Here is an 18,686-nt window from a genome sequence, read left to right on the forward strand (position 1 = left end):
AAATGCAACGTCGCGCGTCAGCCCTCTGGCGCCGAAAGACGCTCGTTGAACCGGATCCGGTTCCCGAACGGATCGGTCACCTGAACCAGCTTCGCGTCGTAGAACGTCGTCTCCAGGCCCGGCCGCAGGTATCCGTATTTCTTTTCCATCAACTGGCGATGGAACTCTTCGATTCCGGTCATCCAGACAAACACCGTCGAGCCCGGGCAGCAATCGCCATGATGCTCGGACAGGTGCAGCGTCAATCCGCCGCGCGACACCTGCATGTAGACCGGCGAGACGCCCGCGAACTGATGTTCCCAGTCGACCGTCATTCCCAGGTAGTCGACGTAGAACTCGCGGGCCTTCGCGACATCGAAGATCCGCAGGATTGGGATTGTCTGCTGCACTGCAATCGGATCGCTCATGACGCCTGCTACTTCTTGACGGTTTCGTGGCGAACCTTCAGCCCAGTCAGCCCCTGCCGCAGCTTCTCGAGTTCGACCCGATTCTCGGGCAAAGTCGACGACTCAAATGCCGGCAGCAGTTCGTCCCAGACGACGTTCAGCTCGCCCTGGAGGTCCCCCGTATCGGACGTGATGGCGATCACGGCGTCCTGGTCCGGCAGCACGACGCAGAACTGCCCCCGCGCGCCATCTCCCCTGTAGGCGTTGTGACGGCAGCGCCAGAACTGGAAGCCGTAACCCTGGTCCCAGTCCTTCGTCGGATCGCTGCCGTTCGACATCTGCTTCGATGTCGCGAGTTCGATCCACTCGGCCGGCACCAGCTGTTTGCCGTTCCACGTCCCCTTCTGCAGGTAGAGCTGTCCGAACTTCGCGATGTCCTCGGTCCGGATCCACAGGCCCCACCCGCCGACCGACACTCCCTGCGGGCTCATTTCCCATTCCGGATTCTCGATGCCCAGAGGCTCGAACAGGCGCGGAGTCAGGTAGTCCAGAACCGTCTGCCCCGTCACCTTCTGCACGATCGCCGACGCCATATACGTCCCCATCGAGTTGTACATGAAGTGCGTTCCCGGCTTGTACGGAACCGGGTGGGCCAGGAATTCCTTCACCCAGTTGGTGTCGGCATCGCGTTTCGGCTGTGTGTCATGTCCGGTCGCCATCGTGAGCAGGTCGCGGACCCGCATCTTCTTCAGATTTTCGGACGGCTTTTCCGGTGCCTCCTCCGGGAAGAACTTGAGCACCGGGTCGAAGAGGTCGAGCTTGCCTTCGGCGATCGCCAGCCCGACCGCCGTCGACGTGAAGCTCTTGCTCAGCGAATGCATCACGTGTCGTTTGTCGGCCGCTTCCGGCGCCCACCATCCTTCGGCCACGACCTGGCCATGCCGCACGATCATCACGCTGTGCAGCGTGTCGACTTTCTGGTGCGCCTTCTCGATGAACTGCCGCACGACGGCCGAGTTCATTCCCTGCGCCTCAGGACTACTCCGCGGCAACGCCTTCGAATCACCCGCAACGGCTGTCGAAGTCAGGACCAGGCACACGAGCGCAGCGAATCGAGGCATGACAGTCTCACGGCGGTGGGACGATGGCGGCGGGAACGAGAGCGCACGACCGGCCGCGAGCATATCCGTCCGCGGCCGGGCCTGCACCATTCGCCCGGCAGACGTCATTGGGCCGGCACGGCCTCGACCATCCAGTCGGCCTTGTCTTTGGTTTCGGTCGCCTTGATTCCCGGCAGTCCGACCCGGGAGTTCTTCCCCTCGGAGCTCGAGTCGTAGCTGACGTACACCCCCTTCGTCTGGTGCGCCCGGAAATCGAACGCGACCCAGAACCGCTGCGGCACTTCGACCGGCTCCTTGAACTTCACCGTGATCCAGCTTTCGTCTCCCCTCTCAATCGTGGAGTACGGAACCAGTTCGGTGTGCAGCACCTTCTTCTGGTCGCCGGAAAGCACATACACGAGGAAACTTTCCTCCGGCGCCTTGGGGACGCCATACCGCGAGCCGTGGAACCTGATCGCCCCGATCTTCGTCCCCGCAGGCGCTCCAAAGGTGATCATCGGGCCGGCGCCGGCCATGCTCTTTTTGCCGTCGGCCGTCCCATCGTGATACTTCAGCGCTGCCGCGTCGGCGCCGCTCGCAGCGGCCACCTTCTCATCCGCCGCGAAGCCGCCCTGTCCAAACACGATTGCCAATCCGCACGCATAGAGAGCCCTGCGCATGTCGTTCTCCTGAAGTCAGCAATTGAGGAGTGATTATTCCGGCGCGCTCTTCGCGCGCCGCTGCAGCCACCAGTCCTTCAGCCCTGGATTGATCCGCGACCAGCCCACACCATGATAGGAAGCCTTCCGCATCTCAATCCCGATGAGGAACGCCGTCAGGATCGCGGTCGCTCCGTAAATCGTCCACCAACTCAGGCTTCCCGTCTGCAGGCGAATGCCGGTCAGCACCACGAATACGACCGACCACGAAAGCTCCGCGGAACGGCCGATTCGAAAGACGTTGCAGAACAGGAAAAAGTTCCCGACGACATAAAGAGTCGCCCCGGCCAGCCACGCCCCGCGCTCCCACGCCCACCACGCAAACGCCCCCGCGGCCGCCAGAAACAGGAGATCCGCGGCCGAGAACCGCACGCCCGGTCGGAATTCCTGCGACATTTGACGTACCCCCGGACTGCAAACCCCTCGCCCCGTTGCCTACGAATCCGGGATCGTCCCCGTTTGCTCTCGGTCCCGCTTTTTGCCACTCTGGCTTCCGCGAATCATTCCCTCCGCACTCGGGCTCCCGCTGCAATGCTTGCCAAGCTGCATACGTACTCCCTGTTCGGAATCGATGCGCGGCGGGTCGACGCGGAAGTCGATATCTCCCCCGCATCGCTTCCCCGGACGACGATCGTCGGCATGGCCGATTCGGCGGTCAAGGAGAGCATTCATCGCATCGAACGGGCCCTCGTCAACAGCGGCTACACCCGGCCCGTCGACCGTATCGTCATCAATCTCTCGCCGGCCGACTTCCCGAAAGAGGCCCCGTCATTCGACCTCCCGATCGCGCTCGGAATCCTTGCCGCCTCGGGTCAGCTCGCATCGGAGAAGTTCGACGACTATGCCGCCGTCGGAGAGCTCGCGCTCGACGGCTCGACGCGCTCCGTTCGCGGCACGCTCTCCATGGCTCTTCAGGCCAAGGCCGACGGCCGCAAAGGGCTCGTCGTCCCGGTGGTGAACGTCACCGAAGCGGCCGTTGTCGATGGCATCGAAATCATCCCCATCGGCTCACTGGCGGAAGCTGTCGGATTCTTCACCGGTCATCTCGACATCGAACCTGCTCCGTTCAGCTGGGAGCAGGCGGTCGCGTCCCATGCCGGATACGGCGTCGACTACGCGGATGTGAAAGGCCAGGAATCGGCCAAGCGCGCCGTCACCGTCGCCGCAGCCGGAAGACATCACCTGCTGATGATCGGATCGCCAGGAACCGGAAAGACGCTCCTCGCTCAGCGGCTCGCCACCATCCTTCCCGATCTTGTCCCTGAGGAGAGTCTCGAAACCACCCGCATCTGGAGCGCCACGGGCCGGCTCAACGGTGGGGAATCGCTCGTCCTGACCCGGCCGTTCCGGAACCCTCATCACACGATTTCCGAAGCCGGCCTCGTTGGAGGCGGAAGCACTCCGGCCCCGGGAGAGATCAGCCTCGCCCATCATGGCGTGCTGTTTCTCGATGAACTCCCGGAGTTCAGCCGCAGCACCCTCGAAGTGCTGCGGCAGCCATTGGAAGACCAGCGCGTCACCATCTCGCGGGCCATCGGCTCAGTGACGTTTCCCGCCAACCTGATGCTCGTCGCGGCCATGAACCCATGCCCCTGCGGGTTCCGAGGCGACCCGAAACGTCACTGCAGCTGCAATCCCATTCAGGTCGAGAAGTACCTCACCCGCATCAGCGGCCCATTGCTCGACCGCATCGACATCCATATCGAAGTCCCGCCCGTTCCGTTCCGCGAACTCTCCAATGACAAGCAGGGCACCGACAGCCGGACAATCCGCGAAAAGGTGATCGAGGCCCGCGGCATCCAGAAGAAGCGATTCGACAACGACCCGCTCGCCTTCAACGGCCGGATGACTCCGCGGCAGATCCGGAAGTTCTGCCGGCTCGAGTCGGCAGCAGAATCGCTTCTGAAAACGGCCATGGAGGAGATGGGGCTGAGCGCCCGGGCCCACGACAAGATCCTCCGCGTGAGTCGCACGATCGCCGACCTCGATCGCAGCGACGCGATCACGCAGAACCACATCAGCGAAGCGATCAACTATCGCACTCTCGATCGCACCTACTGGCGAAGCTGACCGGAACGGCCGAAATCAGATCGCCACGGTTCGCTCAAGGCTTCTCCTTCACGAGCAGGCCGATCGAATACGATGTCACGCCGCAGAGGATCAGCGAGGCAGCGATCGGCTGGCTGAACCATGCACACGGAAGCGCCACCGCGAGGCACCCCAGTCCGGCAATCTGGTGCATATTCCACCGCCGTGCCGGCTCTCCCTCCGTCGATTGCGACTCGGTCAGGGACGGCATGGCAGTTCGCTCGAATGGAACTCGGCTTGGCGTGTCGTCGGCGGCAGTCATCGGTCTTCACCTGATCCTGAGGCGGGATCTTAGAACGCCCGGACTCGAACGGCCTTCCGTTTCCGGCCTGATCCAGGGGAATCACGATCTCAGGACGACCGATTCTCAGCGGCCGGAAGCCTCAGAGGGGCCGTCGTAATACCAGCAGCACCTGCAGCACCGAAAGCTCGTCATCGGAAAGCTGCTGGTAGCGCGGCTGAAGGTGGCCGCGCAGGCTGCGGAGGTAGCCCTCTTCCGCCGAGGCGAGCGACCACATTTCTTCGATCTGGAAGCCGCAGTCCAAGGCCGCGTTGACCAGGTCCACGCGGCGGACCCGGTTGCTCGTCACGATGTGCGACGTCAGCAGCGAGTATAGCCAGTCCGGAGCCGTGAGATGATCGAGCGGGCGTCCCGGCCGGGCAAACATGTTGTGCGCCCGCAGGTCGACCGAGTTCACGAACACTCCGCCAGGGCGAAGCGCATTGAACACACGCCGCGTGCTCTCGAACACACTGTCGACGTGCTCGAACACGTCGTTCGCGATCGCGAAATCGACCGGCTCCGGAAGCTCCATTTCCTCGACCTGCTGGCGGATCAGGATCGCGTTGGCCGGAACTGCCGTCGGATGCGAGAACTTTTCGACGGCGTACATCTTCGAGCATCCCAGCTCCAGCAGCCGCTCGCAGACGCCAAGATTGTCTCCCGGACCAATCTCCAGGCCGACCTGCCCCCGCACGTCGCCGAGAAACGGCTCGAACGTCCGTGCGATGCCCAGGCAGTGTCCCCGTCGCTCATCTTCCGACCATTCCGCAACCCGGTGTCCACCGCGAATTGCTCCGCCCAGAACGCGGTGGGCCTGGTTTCGGGCCAGGCCGACAAGGCCATGTTTGAAGCCGAGCTGGATCATGCTGGAGTGGCCGCGAGACGGTGGAGAGGCTTCGGAGAGATCTCGCGCCGTGCGAGAATGAAGAAACTCTTACCGACCGAATCCCCGCGCACCCCGGCGGGGAAGCGGTTCACACGCGAGAATCGGCAAGTCGGACGCTCGGCAGTCCGAACTTGCCGCCACGTTGACTTCCGGCAACATGTGCTTGCGTCGCCTGCGACCAGCGGGGCCGCCGAGAAATGGCCTGCGAGAACCCGGCCCTGCAAATAGAAACAGGCCCCGGGACGGTGCCTTGAACCGGGGCCTGGTCGAGGGTGGAAATCGACCCTCGGCGATCAACTCGTCCGGTACTTCGCAGGATCGGTTTTCTGCAGCTTCCATCTCGGCGTGCTCGAGGACGAAGAACGCTGAGGCGATGAGTACGATCGCTGCTGAGGCGCCTGCACGCCATTCTGATAGCAGGAGCGGTAGGACGTCCGGCTGCGGAACAGTTGCGCCGACGCGATGCTCGACGTGAAGACAACCATCACCGCCAGGGCGCTTGCGGCAAGTCTGCTGCGGTTCATCGGAAGATTCCTTTCTGAGTGCTCGAAAGTGGCCAGCCTGCTCACCTGGCGACTGGCCCTTTCTTCAATGGCAAGCCCGATACCCGTCGATCGCTTTTCGTCCCGATTCGCGAAACACCCTCGCCTGGAACGACTTCCCGAACAGCGCGGCCCACAGACTTCATGAAGTCGCTGTCGAGGCTCGTTGACAGTCCACGTGTCGCGACGACACTCGCCTCGTCCTGATTTCAGCCCCGCTTCATCTTCGGCCGGAATGTGCGTGCGACATGGAGATTGCGCCCGTCCTTCGGAGTCTGAAATCGTGTTTAAGAAGTGATCCTGGCGAAGAGCCGATTCGTTGTTCGCACTAGAATTGCCCCGACTTCTCCCACCGGTTCGAGCCGATCCTCTGACAGGAATCGGCGCCTTCAGACGTCCCACCTCTGTTGCAGTTCACTCCGATGCGACTCCCGCCCGCTCATGCGTGTTCTTCGGGGCGCTCCGCCGACCCGTGCAGAGCGACGGGGGATGATCGTGGATAGGGCGGTGCGGATTCTGGTGGCCGATGACGAGCCGCTGTTTCTCAGGACCACGGTGTCCCTGCTCGAGAAAGCCGGGTTTGAGTGCCGTGGCGCTCCTCATGGACATGCGGCCCTCGAGATGCTTCAGCGTGAGAAGTTCGATCTCATCCTCTCCGACCTCGACATGCCGGGAAACTCGCAGCTCGAGGTGCTGCATCGCAGCCGTGAAACCTGGCCCGATATCCCGCTGGTGGTCATCACGGGGGCGCCGTCGCTTCCTTCAGCCATTGAGAGTCTGCGGCTGGGGATCGCGGACTACCTCCTCAAACCGGTGAAATACGACGACCTCCTCCAGGTCGTCCGCAAGGCCCTCACGAACTCCGCTGCGAATCAAACCCCGGTTCCCAAGAACACGCCCGCCGACAGTGCAAGGTCGAAGTCGATTGGGTTGATCGGCGAGTGCCCGCCAATGCTCGCGGTTCGTGAAATGATCGAGCGTTCCGCAGCCAGCGACGCGAACGTCCTGATCACGGGACCGAGCGGCACCGGGAAGGAACTGGTCGCGGAGTCGATCCACCGTCAGAGCCGTCGCAGCGGCCGGCCGTTCCAGGTCGTCGATTGCACGGCCATCCCGGAATCCTTGTTCGAGTCGGTGCTCTTCGGCCACGCGCGGGGAGCGTTCACGGGCGCCGTTCGCGACCAGCCCGGCCTGCTGCTCAATGCCGACGGCGGCACCGTGTTCCTCGACGAGATCGGAGAACTCCCGGCGGTGCAGCAGGCCAAGCTCCTCCGCGTGATTCAGACCCAGTCGTTCACACCGGTCGGAATGGCGCAGCAGCGGCAGGTCGATGTCAGGTTCCTGTGTGCCACCAATGTCGATCTCGACGCCGAGGTCGACGCCGGGCGGTTCCGCGGAGACCTGTTCTATCGCCTGGCCGTGATCCACATCGAGATGCCGTCGCTGAAGGCGCGGGGGGACGACGTCGTGCGTCTCGCCGAGCATTTCCTGGTGACGCTGCGCCCCGAATGCTCGCCCGTGCGCGGCTTCTCTCCCGAGGTGATCGCGCTGTTCCGGGAGTACAACTGGCCGGGAAACGTGCGGGAACTCAGGAACGCCGTCGAACGGGGACACGCGCTCTGCAAGGGGACAGCCATCGTTCCCGAGGATCTCCCCCCTGCGATTCGGGAACGCACCCCGCCGTCGGCAACGTCGAACGAGTCGCGGGCCGAGGCGCTTCTTGAGGCTGAAAAGCATTACCTCATCGGGCTGCTCAAGGAGCAGAAGGGGAACATCGCGGGTTGCTCCCGTGCGGCCAAGGTGTCGAGGCAATGCCTGCATGGACTGCTTGTGAAGCACCAGCTCGACCCGGCCGAGTTTCGATAGCCTTCCCGGCCTGGAAAGGCTGCCGGGCCGCGCTTACTTGCCCGGCGCTTTCGGCATTGCGAAATCGAAGACGTTGTCTTTCCCGGCTTCGACGGTCCGTTTCTGGGTGGTCTTGGTGTTGTACTCCGGCGGGGCCAGTTCCTTCGCCGCGCGTGTCATTTCGCCGGGAGCCTGTTCGATCACTTCCGTCTTCTCGCTGGGCGCGTAAATCCGGATGAGATACTCGCCGGGCGGGAGTCCCTTGTCGGCCGGGATGTGATACTCCCCCTGGGAAATCATGGCGCCCGACATCACTCCATTGGGCCCCGTCGGGTTGAACTCGATCGAGCCGAACTCGACCGGACTGGAATCGATGGTGACTTTTCCGGACACGGCCTGGCGATTGAGAGGATCATCTTCTCCGCAGCCGAGAAGCGTCAGCACGCACAGGCAGGGAATCAGTCGAGTGAGAGGCGCCGGCATGGGCAAAAGTCCTGGTGTTCGGGTTTCAGTCGCGGAATGCGACTGTCGGCCGCCGAGCCGGGCGAGCCGCGATGAACGAAACGAAGGGCTGACCGTTGTTCTCCGGAGAGCCCTCGCACGATTCGATGACGTCGGCGAATGGCGGTCGTTCAGAATTCTCCGACGACCTCGCCCCCCTGGGAGGTGCTGAGAGACCTCCAGACGCCGATGTCGAGGTTCTGGGAAATGAAGCGGGACGAGCCATCGCCCAGCGTCACATGAACGCCGCCGACGTGCCGGCTACGAGCGGCCAGCATCGCAGGATTGGCCGTGGTCGTTGCCACGCAGGGGAGATTCATCTGCGGCCGGTTGGTGTCCGTCGTGCAGTTGCTGGAGAGCGAATCGGGCAGGTTGCTGTTCGGCCCGAGGTACGTGCTGAACTGCGTGGCGCCGGCCCACCAGCCGAGGCCGCGGAGATCATTCCCGACTCCCTGAAGCCCTTCCGAGAGCAGCAGAGTCGAGCTCAATCCGTCACTCAGGTCGCGAAAGCTCTGATTGCGCGCGGCGCCCGAGGAGAGCGGGCTGTCGGAGTTGCGAATGAAGGGGGCACCACGCCACTGAACGCCATTCAGGGTCGGCGTCTGCACCTGCGATGTCGTGCCGAAGTTCACGAGATAATTGTGCTTGGTGTAGTTGTTCGTGCTGTAGATTCCCGGGGTGTCGCTGGGGCACGTGTAAACCGCGAGCCGCGTCTGAACGACTGTCCGATTCACGGGGCTGCTGTAGCGGGCGTCGTCGGCCGGGCCGAGGGTCGTGCCATACTTGCGGTTGTGTTCGTAGGCGTTGAACAGCGGTCCCTGCTCGACGAACGGGAGTACGGAGACCATCCAGGTTCCCCAGCAGCAGCCATACTGGCCGACCGGCAGGCCGTTGTGCACATCGTGGTAGTTGTGCATCGCCAGACCGAGCTGCTTCAGGTTGTTTTTGCACTGCGTGCGCCGCGCCGCTTCGCGCGCCTGCTGCACGGCGGGCAGCAGCAGCGCAATCAGGATTGCGATGATCGCGATCACCACGAGGAGCTCAATCAGCGTAAAGCCGTGCCGTCGAGAAGCAGCCATTTCGATCCAATCATTTCGGCAAAGAAAGCGAAGGAATGAGGCCAGCCTCGCCGCATTCAAAAACCGCGGGCCAGGCCTGTCGACGATCGGTCCGCGCGAGCGTTGCGCCTGGGACGTCGATGTGAAAAACAGGTTAAACGGACAGCCCTGCGGCATCCATGTTAGAAAAGACAATCGCACTGTCTTTTATGGCATACTGCCAAACGGCAGGTGTCGAGGCGGCGCGGAACGGTTCCACGCCGGCGTCCGCCCGCAGGAAGATCGATTACACTCGCCTTCGCGTCCGCAACCGGTCGCTTCCCGTCGGAAAGTCGCTCACCCACCGTCGTTGCCGCAGCTCTCGAGAGGTCAGGCTTTCATGAGAATAATGCTACTTCTGGTCGCGCTGCTCACTGGCGCGGCCGCTCCCGGGCAGGATCGAGTCGTCGTGACGTCCGCCGAATGGAAGGCCGGCGCGGCGTCGGCGGTCATCACTCCGAAGACGATGATGTGGCTGGCCGGCTACGCGGCGCGAACGAAACCGGCTGACGGCGTCGACATGGACCTCTTTGCCAAGGCCCTCGTGCTGGATGACGCCGCAGAAGGACCGCTGGCCATCGTGACCGTCGACCTCGTCTCTGTCCCCCGGGAAGTGCGGCTCGCGGCGGCCGAGCGAATCCACAAGGAACACGGCATCAGCCCCGCACGACTGCTCATCAATGCGTCGCATACGCACAGCGGACCGGAAATGAGAGTCTGGCGCACCGGCAATACGGATGACTCCGAGAAACGCGAGCGGGAAGCGAAGGAGTACTGCGCGTTCCTGGTCGAGACATTCGCGAAGATCGTCGGCGAGGCCCATTCGAAACGGGTTCCTGTCGACGTGGACTACACGCATGCCAGGTGCGGATTCTCCATGAACCGTCGCCGGCCGACGGGGAAGGGATACCAGAATGCCCCGTACTCCGACGGCCCGGTCGACCAGCGCGTCCCCGTCCTCCGGGTTGTCGGCAAGGCGCCGAAACAGGAACTGGCGGTCCTCTTCGGATACGCCTGCCATTGCACGATCCTCAGCGGACAGAAGTTCAGCGGCGACTACGCCGGCGCCGCCCAGGCCTTCCTGGAAGCGAAACATCCCGGCGCCGTGGCCCTCTTCATGAACGGCTGCAGCGGCGACCAGAACCCCTATCCACGCCGTGACCCAGACTACGTCGAGGCGCACGGCCGGTCCCTGGCGCTCGCCGTGGAAGCGGCCCTCGAAACTCCGCCGAGACCCCTCAGCGGTCCGATCAAGTCGGCCCTGCGTGAGATTCCGCTGCGGTTCGACAGGCTGCCGACGCGCCCGGAACTGGAGACACGGGCGAAGTCCTCGGACAAGCTCGATGCCAGGCTCGCCACGGAACTACTGGAACGTCTCGACGCCGGGGAAGCGCTGCCGAAGGACTACCCCTATCCGGTGCAGGTGATCCGGTTGGGGAGCGACCTCACTCTCGTCGCCCTCGGAGGCGAGGTCGTCGTCGACTACTCGCTCCGACTGCAGCGCGACATCAATGACGCGGTCGTCTGGGTTGCCGGTTACAGCAACGATGTGATGACCTATATCCCGAGCCGCCGCGTCTGGGATGAAGGAGGTTACGAAGGTGGCGACGCCATGAAATGGAACCTCTTTCCCGCACGCTGGCATCCCGATCTCGAAGAAGACATCGTCAAGGCCGTCCTGGACGTCCGAAAAGATCTCGAGTGACGTTCACGGCAGCCAGCGGGCGCGCCTCAACAGGTGGCCCGCAGCTTCACGACACCCCTGACCTCTCGGAAGAAGGATTCCAACGTGTGGACGCGGCGAGTCAGGCACGGAATCGGAGCAGTGCTCTCAGCGATCATCGTGGCATCAGCGGGCTGCGCCCCGGCGCCGCTGACCGTTGAGGGCAACCAGGCCGCAGCCTCAAAGGAGGCCGTCGCCGACGACTCTCTTGTCCAGTATTCGCTCATCACGGCCCTCGCGGCGGGCGACTACGCGGACGGCGTTTCGCTGCGCGACATGCTGGCGGATGGTGATTTCGGGATCGGCACGTTCGATCAGCTCGAGGGAGAATTGATCCTGCTCGAGGGGAAAGTTTTCCAGGCGCTGGCGGACGGGACGGTGAAGGAGCCCGACCCGAATCGCTCGACTCCCTTCGCGGCGGTGACCTACTTTCAGGAAGACGGCCGCATGGACGACCTTTCCGTCGCCACGCTCCAGCACCTGGACGAATTGCTCGATGATCGCCTCCCGCGGCGCAACTCGCCGTACGCCGTCAGGATCGACGCGATGTTCGACCAGCTCACGCTTCGGAGCGTGCCCGCGCAGTCCGAGCCTTTTCCGCCGCTGGTGGAAGTGGTCAAAACGCAGGCGGTCTGGGAGAAGAAGAGCGTTCGCGGAACGATGATCGGCTTCCGATGCCCCACCTGGGTTGGCACGCTGAATGTCCCCGGCTACCACTGGCACTTCCTGAGCGATGACCGCAAATCGGGCGGCCACGTTCTTGGCTGCCAGTTCCAGAAGGCGACGCTCACTTACGATGAATGCGAGTCGCTGCTGATCCGCATTCCGGAGTCGAAGCGGTTCGATGCCTTCAACGCGGCGGAGATCAAGAAGACCGATATCGACGTGATCGAGCGCCAGCGGGCCGAAGAAGGAAAGAAATAGGCCACGTGTCACGACGGCGTGAGTCCAGGCCTCAGGCCGCTCGACGCACGCTGAAGCCGGGGCCCTTAAAGCAGGTCCCGCAGGTGCAGGTGATGTTTCCCCAGCTTCCCGCCGTAGTTTCCGGCGGTGACCTGAAGCAGGCCGGGATGCTTCACCGCGGCGTGCAGCCCAACTCGCATTGCCTGCTGAACGGCGTCGAAGGAGAGACCATCAATGACGATCTCATAGACGGCGTTCGCTCCTTCAGGCAGTTCCGTTTTCACGAGCGTGCGCAGCGTCGGGCAATAGGCGTCGTTCGTGCTCGCCTTGAGGCCTTTGTACTTCGAGCCGACTTTGCTGCCCGAGCGCACCAGCCCGCCCGGAAACGGCAGGATCACATTCCGGACGGAGCGCATCGCCTCCGCCGCCGCTTCGGTGGCGGCGAGCGTCTCCTCCTGGTTCCTCCCGCAGAACAGCAGGTTCCCGCCGGCGACTCCCGTGATCGTCCCCAGCTTGTGATCGCACAGGAATTCACCGTCCATCACGGGAATCCGCCAGAAGCGCCGTTCGCCCACGACCTTCGAAATCTGGAATCCATCTCCGAAGTACCGGAGCTGTTCCCCGAGGCCGATCTGTTTTTCCTTCGGGCAATCTTCGATGCCGTTGTAACAGGCGGTCGTCGGGCAGGTGAGGATGCACTGTCCGACGCGGGCCGTCACCGCTTTGCCGAGCGCGTCGCGGCTGAACGCGAAAACCAGCAGCGACACTCCGGGCCGGCCGTCCGGCGTCTCGTCAGGCTCCAGAACGCGTTCGAGGCCCGCTTCGCAGTCGCAGGCGATCACGCTGGTGGCGTTGCCCGTGAAAACGTCCGCTGCCGTTTTCGCCCACTTCGCACTCGCAGCCGTGACGATCAGCCGCGTGGCTGACATCGAGAAGGCCTCTGCGAAGGTGTCGACGATGTCCACGCCGTGGAGCTGGGGCATGCGGCACTCATAAAAAAAGCCCACGGGGTCTGCCCGTGGGCTTCAGGGAGTCATTGGTTAATCATTCACCCGGCCCAGGTAGTTGCCAGATTCGGTGTCGATCTTCACCTTCTCGCCCGTGCTGATGAACGACGGGACCTGGATCTCGCCGCCCGTCTCGACGGTCGCCGGCTTCGTGACGTTCGTCGCCGTGTTTCCGCGGGCCGCCGGTTCCGTGTAGGTGATCTCCAGCACGATGTGCGTCGGCGGCGTCACGCCGATCAGCTTCTCGTTCCAGTACATCAGCTGGCAGGGGCTGCCTTCCTTGATGAACCGCATCTGCTGGCCGCAGATGTCTTTCGAAAGCCCGACCTGCTCGAAGCTTTCATTGTCCATGAAGATGTAGTCCTGGCTGTCGAAGTAGGAGTAAATCCCGTCGACGTTGCGGATGTCCGCGGCTTCCAGCGAATCACCGCTGCGGTACGTGCGGTCGAGCAGCGAGCCCTTGAGCAGGTTCCGCATCTTGCACTTGTACAGTGCCTGGCCCTTGCCGGGTTTCACGAAATCGCAGTGGACCATTTCGTAAGGATCGCTCTCGACGATCACCTTGATACCCTTACGAAATTCACCGGCGTTGAACACAGCCATTGGTCGAGTCTCGGATCAGTCGATAAAACGTTGCCAGGCGCTGATCCCGGCAAGGAATATGAGAACCCGCTGCCGATTCGACGGCCAAGCGGATCGGGAAGATAGCAGATGGCTGGAAACAGGGAAATCTCCGGAGAAGCAGCGGGTCCGGTCGTTCCGGACTTCCCCTCCCTCCGTGACGATATCCCTCAATTTCCCCCCGCGCGACCCGCCGAAGCCGGGGAGCCTCAAACCGACTGGCGACGTTCGCTTTCGGACGCCGTTCGCGACCCGGCCGAACTGCTGGAACTCCTCCGCCTCCCCGCCGACCTCCTGCCGGCCGCCCGACAGGCGGCCGGGTTGTTCCCGCTCGTCGTCCCCCGCAGCTTCGTCAGCCGCATGAAAGTCGGCGACCCTGCTGACCCGCTCCTCCGCCAGGTCCTTCCCTTCGCCGAAGAGCTGGACGTCCGCACCGACCTCGTCCTCGATCCCGTGGGCGATTCCGATGCCCGCATCGCTCCGGGCCTGCTCCAGAAATATGAGGGCAGGGCCCTCCTGGTTTCGACCGGCGTCTGCGCCGTCAACTGCCGATACTGCTTCCGCCGCCACTATCCCTATGGCGATGAGCCCCGTCGGCTTGATGACTGGCAGCCGGCGATCGATGCGCTCGCCGCGGACGATACCCTTCACGAAGCCATCCTCAGCGGCGGCGATCCACTGGTCCTCACGGATGCCCGGCTGGCCGCGCTCGTCGAACGACTGGAGTCGATTCCTCACCTGAAACGGCTGCGGATTCACTCCCGGCTGCCGATCGTCCTCCCCGATCGCATCACGTCGTCGCTGATCGATCTCCTGCGCGACTCTCGCCTTCAGGCCGTGATGGTCGTGCATGCCAATCACGCGCATGAGATTCAGGGCGATTGTGCAGAGGCGTTGCGCACCCTCGTTCGTTCGGGCATTCCCACGCTGAACCAGGCCGTGCTCCTGAATGGAGTGAACGACTCCGTCGCCGCGCTGGCCGCCCTCTGCGAATCACTGGGAAACCTGGGCGTCCTCCCGTACTACCTGCACCAGTTCGACCGCGTCGCCGGGGCAGGGCACTTTGAGGTTGCGGAGGCCCGCGGCCTGGAACTGGTCGAGCAGCTGCGGGCGAAACTGTCCGGGTACCTGGTCCCGCGGTATGTTCGGGAGATCGCAGGGCGGCGAAGCAAGACTCCCCTGTAAGTGTCAGGGGCCGACGACCGGATTCCGGCGAAGGGCTTCACGAAAACCGGTTTCGACGCCAATCGATTGATCCCCATCCCCATGACGGCCGTTCAGGAGCCCGTTGAAGTCATGGGGACGAGTGCCACGGCCGTGTCGGCCGTGCGCGAATGCCAGCGTTTCCCTTGCTCTCACGGCTCACAGAGCCGTGGCACACGTTCCGTTCAACGGGCCGCTCGACCAGGGAGAATGAACATGCTGCTTGCTGACGCCGGAAACGTCCATTTCGTCACGCAGTCCGGGCTGACGCTCGGAAGCGTGCTCGCGATCGTCTGTTCATGGGAGCGGAACAAGTCGATCCTGCTCGCGATCATCGCCGGACTCTTCTCCTGGCTGTACGTGATCTATTTCGCGCTCACCCGCCGCCCCGGCGAGACGAAGCCATGACCCCGGACGAAGCCACGATCGAGGTCGCCCCGGCCCCCCTCCCGATCCCCCCGGACAACGTCTGGCGACGCTGGCCATGGACGATCGCGGCCTTGATCGTGCTCCTCGCCATTGGTGGTCAGTTCTGGGCGACGCGCATCGAACGTGATCCCCGCCTGTTGGGCGACTGGTATTCGAACAACGGGTCCCTGTTTCGCTTCCACCCCGATGGGCGCTTTCAGCACTTCTTGAACATGAAGGGCGGCTTGACTCCCTGGTACATGCAGCAATGGCGCACGCGCGGGGACCGCATCGAGGTGACCAGCGCTCCCAGCGGGTGGAAGCAGCGCTGGAATCAATTCCTCGGGCTCTTCCGGCAGTCGAATATCCAGGTCATCGGCTTCTCCGGGACAAACTACCGGATCGTTGAACTGACTGAGGCGGCCATGGTCTTGCAGCGAATCACGCCGCCGGGCTCCATCCGAATCCCGCCGGCCGAGACATTCTCCCGCACGCCGCCCGTCCTTCCGCCAGGTCCGGCCGCCGTGAACGCCGGAATCCGCGCCGCTGAAAACTGATGCGATGATCCATCCGGCGGTGGGAAACGCCTCAGCCCTGCGCCGGCTTCAGCTCCACCGAGTGCAGGACCTTCCCCTGAAGATTCCGCATCGTGATCGCCAGGCGTTCGGAAGTCGCGATCCCCTCGGTGAACGTCGCCGCAGGCGGCTTCGGACCACCGCCGATCAACTGGCCGATCGGACGCTCTGAACCGGCCGGCAGCCATCTGTGCTGGTGGGTATGCCCCGAGACGATCAGCTGGATGCCTCCTTCCTTCAGCAGCGGCAGCCATGCATCACGGCACAGGTCCGCTGATTCCCAGGGCCCTTCCTTCGGCGATTCGCGGATCCAGAACAGGGGAATGTGGCAGAACAGCAGTTTGTAGGGAGCGTCGCGGAAGAACGGTTCCTTGATGATCTTCGCCAGCCAGCGCGTCTGGCGTTCGCGCATCGCCGTGAAGGCCGCCAGCCCTCCGAAAACCGGGTGCTCATCCACCTTGTCTTCACCCGTATCCATCACCAGCGCCGCGACGGGGCCGCTGCGAAACGCGTAGTAGAATCGGTCGCCCGGCGTGCCGGTGAACTCGGGAAGATGCCGGGCCGCCGGCCCGCGGACATCGTGGTTGCCCCGGGCGTAAGCCAGCGGCCAGCTGGCAGCGATCGCGAGCCCGCCCGGCGCGAGATACTGGTTCGACATCTTCGCTGGGGTATAGATGTCGTTCGTCTGGTCGCCATTCCACAGGAGAAAATCCGGCCGGAAATCGACGGTCAGGCGATGTACGCCCGCGATCGTTTCCTGGTTCTCGTGCGTGTCGTTCCAGATCGCAAACCGGGTCTCCTTCGCCGCCGGATCGAGCGTGCGGAACGTCTCGGTCGGCGACAGCACCGCCTCGCCCCGCTGGATCTTGTAGGCAGTCTGAAAGTCAACTGGCGTCACGGAGACGCGGTACTTCACGTCCGTACCGGCCGGGAGTTCCGGAAGCCGGAATTTCAGGACATGCGCCGCATATGGCAGGAGGCCGTCGCTCTCCGCATCGATTCGCTGGAACGGTTCGCCATTGACCGACAGCTCGACGAAGCCCGTCGCAGGCCCGCTGACCGGCTGCAGGATGGTCAGGGAGTCGGCCGCGGGCCCCGACAGGACAGGACTGCCGGTGAGGAGCGGTCGGCCATCCTGCGCCCGACTGGAAACGGCCTCGGCGCTCATCACCTGCGACGGAAGCAGGGCGGCCGCGCCGGTCGCAAGAGAACTCGTGAGGAAGTCGCGTCGTTCCATCACAGCACCGGAATCAGAGGGCAATGAGACGTGGATCGATGACGCGAGCTTATCGCCCGCGCATCGCTGGTGTCAGTCGTCGGCGCCGTCCGTGCTCTCGCGGCCTCGCGCCAGTTGCCTCGTGACGACGGCTACGCGGCGGCCAAGATGCCGCGCGGTCGCGAGATCGGATTCCCGCGGCGCGGTGTCGGGCCCTTCGTCGACGTTCGATTGCGCGCCGGCTCCCAGAAAGAATCCCAGTCGATTCAATTCGTCAGCGGAGCCAGTCGAGGAATTGTTGGCCGGTGGCAGTCCAAGATTCACCCAGTGCATCCCGTGCTGGGCCGCGAACAGCGCCAGTTGCATCAGAGTGGCCAGCTTGTCTCCAGACTGGGATCCCGAGTTACTGAAGCCCGCGGCGACCTTGTCTTTCCATTTGAATCCGGCCGCCATCACCCGTCGGGAAGTGGCATCCTGAAATGCCTTGAACTGCGCGGAGGGACCGGCCATGTAGGTCGGTGTCCCGAAGATGATCGCGTCCGCCCGTTCCAGGTCGTCCCATGCGGCATCGACATCTCCAACAGGGATGACCTGCGTTGTGACGCCTGGGAGAGTCGCAGCGCCTTCGGCCACGGCGTTGGCCTGTCGGGCGGTATGCCCGTATCCGCTGTGATAGGCGACGGCCACACGGATCGCGGGCACGGAAGACTCGATGGTCGGCGATGATCTGGACAGCATCAGATCCCCTCCGGCCAGTGACGCGTCTCGGCGAGCGATTCGCCCGTCTCGATCAGGCTTTTCAGGCTCGCGAACACATGCGGCCAACCCTCGGACATCGTTGCAATGAGCTTCGAATCGGGACGGTCGATTTCGTGGAAGATGCTCAGCTTGACCGACTCGCCGACCGGCTCGAGTTCATAAGTCAGTCTCGAATGCCCTTCGGCTTTGAGCTCGGGAATGAATTCGTTCCTCCAGGTCAGCACGAGTTTGCGCGGCGGATCAAACTCGATGACCTGACCGCTGTCGGCGATGCGGCCATCGGGAATCATGATCCGCCAGGAAGCGCCCGGCTTCCAATCGGATTCCATCCACGTCTGACACCAGTACTGGCGCGTGAACTCGGGATCGAGCAGGGCGTTCCAGAGCTTCTCGGGCGTGGTGCGGATGTAGGTGACATGCACGAAACGGGAGTTAGTCATGGACGTCTCCTTCGAGTCGCTTCTTGAGGTCCGCGAGAGCCCGCAGGCGTCCGCTCTCGAAGTTGCTGATCCAGCGATCGGCGATCTCGTGGATCGGGACAGGATTAATGAAATGGAGTTTCTCGCGACCGCGACGCTGAGTGACGACGAGTGACGCGGCTTCGAGGATTCGGAGGTGTTTCGTGACCGCCTGGCGGGACATCTCCAGGTGCTCGCAGAGCTGCCCCAGCGTCTGGCCGTTGCGCGAGCGCAGACGGTCCAGCAGGAGGCGTCGGCCCGAATCGGCGAGGGCTTTGAAGACGTGGTCGAGGTCGTCAGGCACAGTGGAATTATGCAACCATTTGGTTGCATGTCAAGCGGCCATTCTCCAACAGGAATTGAAAA

The 18,686-nt window shown here is 63.4% G+C and carries 22 protein-coding genes; 7 read left to right on the forward strand and 15 right to left on the reverse strand.

Annotated elements, in window-relative coordinates; translation table 11 throughout:
• Window positions 1–17: 17 nt before the first annotated feature.
• The 4 genes from Pan44_RS11090 to Pan44_RS11105 all read right to left on the reverse strand — a co-directional run bounded on the left by Pan44_RS11090 (window position 18) and on the right by Pan44_RS11105 (window position 2,601).
• Window positions 18–407, reverse strand: a complete 390-nt coding sequence (locus Pan44_RS11090; protein ID WP_145030119.1) for a glyoxalase superfamily protein — start codon at window positions 405–407, stop codon at window positions 18–20.
• 8 nt (window positions 408–415) lie between these two features.
• Window positions 416–1,507, reverse strand: coding sequence for a serine hydrolase domain-containing protein (locus Pan44_RS11095; RefSeq protein ID WP_145030121.1), 1,092 nt, complete (start codon window positions 1,505–1,507; stop codon window positions 416–418).
• A 104-nt stretch (window positions 1,508–1,611) separates the two neighbouring features.
• Window positions 1,612–2,166, reverse strand: a complete 555-nt coding sequence (locus Pan44_RS11100; RefSeq protein WP_145030123.1) for a hypothetical protein — start codon at window positions 2,164–2,166, stop codon at window positions 1,612–1,614.
• Window positions 2,167–2,199: 33 nt separating this feature from the next.
• Complete coding sequence (locus tag Pan44_RS11105) at window positions 2,200–2,601, reverse strand: hypothetical protein (RefSeq protein ID WP_145030124.1); 402 nt, start codon at window positions 2,599–2,601, stop codon at window positions 2,200–2,202.
• 135 nt (window positions 2,602–2,736) lie between these two features.
• On the opposite strand from Pan44_RS11105, the gene Pan44_RS11110 reads away from it, so the two are divergent.
• The gene (locus Pan44_RS11110; protein ID WP_145030125.1) at window positions 2,737–4,275 is read left to right on the forward strand and encodes a YifB family Mg chelatase-like AAA ATPase; all 1,539 of its coding nucleotides are present in this window, start codon (window positions 2,737–2,739) and stop codon (window positions 4,273–4,275) included.
• 34 nt (window positions 4,276–4,309) lie between these two features.
• On the opposite strand, the gene Pan44_RS11115 is transcribed toward Pan44_RS11110, so the two are convergent.
• The 3 genes from Pan44_RS11115 to Pan44_RS11125 all read right to left on the reverse strand — a co-directional run bounded on the left by Pan44_RS11115 (window position 4,310) and on the right by Pan44_RS11125 (window position 5,986).
• Window positions 4,310–4,504, reverse strand: coding sequence for a hypothetical protein (locus tag Pan44_RS11115; protein WP_145030126.1), 195 nt, complete (start codon window positions 4,502–4,504; stop codon window positions 4,310–4,312).
• A gap of 172 nt (window positions 4,505–4,676) precedes the next feature.
• Complete coding sequence (locus Pan44_RS11120; RefSeq protein WP_145030127.1) at window positions 4,677–5,441, reverse strand: methyltransferase domain-containing protein; 765 nt, start codon at window positions 5,439–5,441, stop codon at window positions 4,677–4,679.
• Between the two features lie 314 nt (window positions 5,442–5,755).
• A complete protein-coding gene (locus tag Pan44_RS11125; RefSeq protein WP_145030128.1) occupies window positions 5,756–5,986 on the reverse strand; it encodes a hypothetical protein in 231 nt (76 codons plus the stop codon).
• A gap of 507 nt (window positions 5,987–6,493) precedes the next feature.
• On the opposite strand from Pan44_RS11125, the gene Pan44_RS11130 reads away from it, so the two are divergent.
• Window positions 6,494–7,870, forward strand: a complete 1,377-nt coding sequence (locus tag Pan44_RS11130; protein WP_145030129.1) for a sigma-54-dependent transcriptional regulator — start codon at window positions 6,494–6,496, stop codon at window positions 7,868–7,870.
• Between the two features lie 33 nt (window positions 7,871–7,903).
• Here the strand turns inward: Pan44_RS11130 and Pan44_RS11135 are convergent, their stop codons facing one another.
• A complete protein-coding gene (locus Pan44_RS11135) occupies window positions 7,904–8,332 on the reverse strand; it encodes a carboxypeptidase-like regulatory domain-containing protein (protein ID WP_145030130.1) in 429 nt (142 codons plus the stop codon).
• A gap of 149 nt (window positions 8,333–8,481) precedes the next feature.
• Window positions 8,482–9,429 carry a DUF1559 domain-containing protein gene (locus Pan44_RS11140; RefSeq protein WP_145030131.1) on the reverse strand — a complete coding sequence of 316 codons (948 nt, stop codon included), beginning with the start codon at window positions 9,427–9,429 and terminating at the stop codon, window positions 8,482–8,484.
• A gap of 367 nt (window positions 9,430–9,796) precedes the next feature.
• On the opposite strand from Pan44_RS11140, the gene Pan44_RS11145 reads away from it, so the two are divergent.
• A complete protein-coding gene (locus tag Pan44_RS11145; protein WP_145030132.1) occupies window positions 9,797–11,152 on the forward strand; it encodes a neutral/alkaline non-lysosomal ceramidase N-terminal domain-containing protein in 1,356 nt (451 codons plus the stop codon).
• Window positions 11,153–11,272: 120 nt separating this feature from the next.
• On the forward strand, window positions 11,273–12,094 hold the full coding sequence (gene budA, locus Pan44_RS11150) for an acetolactate decarboxylase (protein ID WP_197454017.1): 822 nt from the start codon (window positions 11,273–11,275) through the stop codon (window positions 12,092–12,094).
• A gap of 65 nt (window positions 12,095–12,159) precedes the next feature.
• On the opposite strand, the gene fhcD is transcribed toward budA, so the two are convergent.
• Window positions 12,160–13,056 carry a formylmethanofuran--tetrahydromethanopterin N-formyltransferase gene (gene fhcD, locus Pan44_RS11155; RefSeq protein ID WP_145030134.1) on the reverse strand — a complete coding sequence of 299 codons (897 nt, stop codon included), beginning with the start codon at window positions 13,054–13,056 and terminating at the stop codon, window positions 12,160–12,162.
• Window positions 13,057–13,113: 57 nt separating this feature from the next.
• Window positions 13,114–13,683: an elongation factor P gene (gene efp, locus Pan44_RS11160; protein ID WP_145030135.1), complete on the reverse strand. Its 570-nt coding sequence runs from the start codon at window positions 13,681–13,683 to the stop codon at window positions 13,114–13,116.
• Between the two features lie 108 nt (window positions 13,684–13,791).
• On the opposite strand from efp, the gene epmB reads away from it, so the two are divergent.
• The 3 genes from epmB (at window position 13,792) to Pan44_RS11175 (ending at window position 15,869) form a co-directional block, all read left to right on the forward strand.
• Complete coding sequence (gene epmB, locus Pan44_RS11165) at window positions 13,792–14,886, forward strand: EF-P beta-lysylation protein EpmB (protein WP_145030136.1); 1,095 nt, start codon at window positions 13,792–13,794, stop codon at window positions 14,884–14,886.
• A gap of 234 nt (window positions 14,887–15,120) precedes the next feature.
• Window positions 15,121–15,312, forward strand: coding sequence for a hypothetical protein (locus Pan44_RS11170; RefSeq protein WP_145030137.1), 192 nt, complete (start codon window positions 15,121–15,123; stop codon window positions 15,310–15,312).
• Window positions 15,309–15,869, forward strand: coding sequence for a hypothetical protein (locus Pan44_RS11175; RefSeq protein WP_145030138.1), 561 nt, complete (start codon window positions 15,309–15,311; stop codon window positions 15,867–15,869). The genes Pan44_RS11170 and Pan44_RS11175 overlap by 4 nt, the downstream gene beginning before the upstream one ends.
• 31 nt (window positions 15,870–15,900) lie before the next feature.
• Here the strand turns inward: Pan44_RS11175 and Pan44_RS11180 are convergent, their stop codons facing one another.
• From Pan44_RS11180 to Pan44_RS11195, 4 genes are all read right to left on the reverse strand, one after another.
• On the reverse strand, window positions 15,901–17,124 hold the full coding sequence (locus Pan44_RS11180; RefSeq protein WP_145030139.1) for a metallophosphoesterase family protein: 1,224 nt from the start codon (window positions 17,122–17,124) through the stop codon (window positions 15,901–15,903).
• A gap of 72 nt (window positions 17,125–17,196) precedes the next feature.
• Complete coding sequence (locus Pan44_RS11185) at window positions 17,197–17,841, reverse strand: flavodoxin family protein (protein ID WP_145030140.1); 645 nt, start codon at window positions 17,839–17,841, stop codon at window positions 17,197–17,199.
• Window positions 17,841–18,302, reverse strand: a complete 462-nt coding sequence (locus tag Pan44_RS11190) for an SRPBCC family protein (protein WP_145030141.1) — start codon at window positions 18,300–18,302, stop codon at window positions 17,841–17,843. Before Pan44_RS11190 ends, Pan44_RS11185 begins: the two co-directional genes overlap by 1 nt.
• A complete protein-coding gene (locus Pan44_RS11195) occupies window positions 18,295–18,624 on the reverse strand; it encodes an ArsR/SmtB family transcription factor (protein WP_145030142.1) in 330 nt (109 codons plus the stop codon). Before Pan44_RS11195 ends, Pan44_RS11190 begins: the two co-directional genes overlap by 8 nt.
• Window positions 18,625–18,686: the final 62 nt, after the last annotated feature.

Origin of the sequence: Caulifigura coniformis (assembly GCF_007745175.1) — a bacterium.
GTDB lineage: Bacteria > Planctomycetota > Planctomycetia > Planctomycetales > Planctomycetaceae > Caulifigura > Caulifigura coniformis.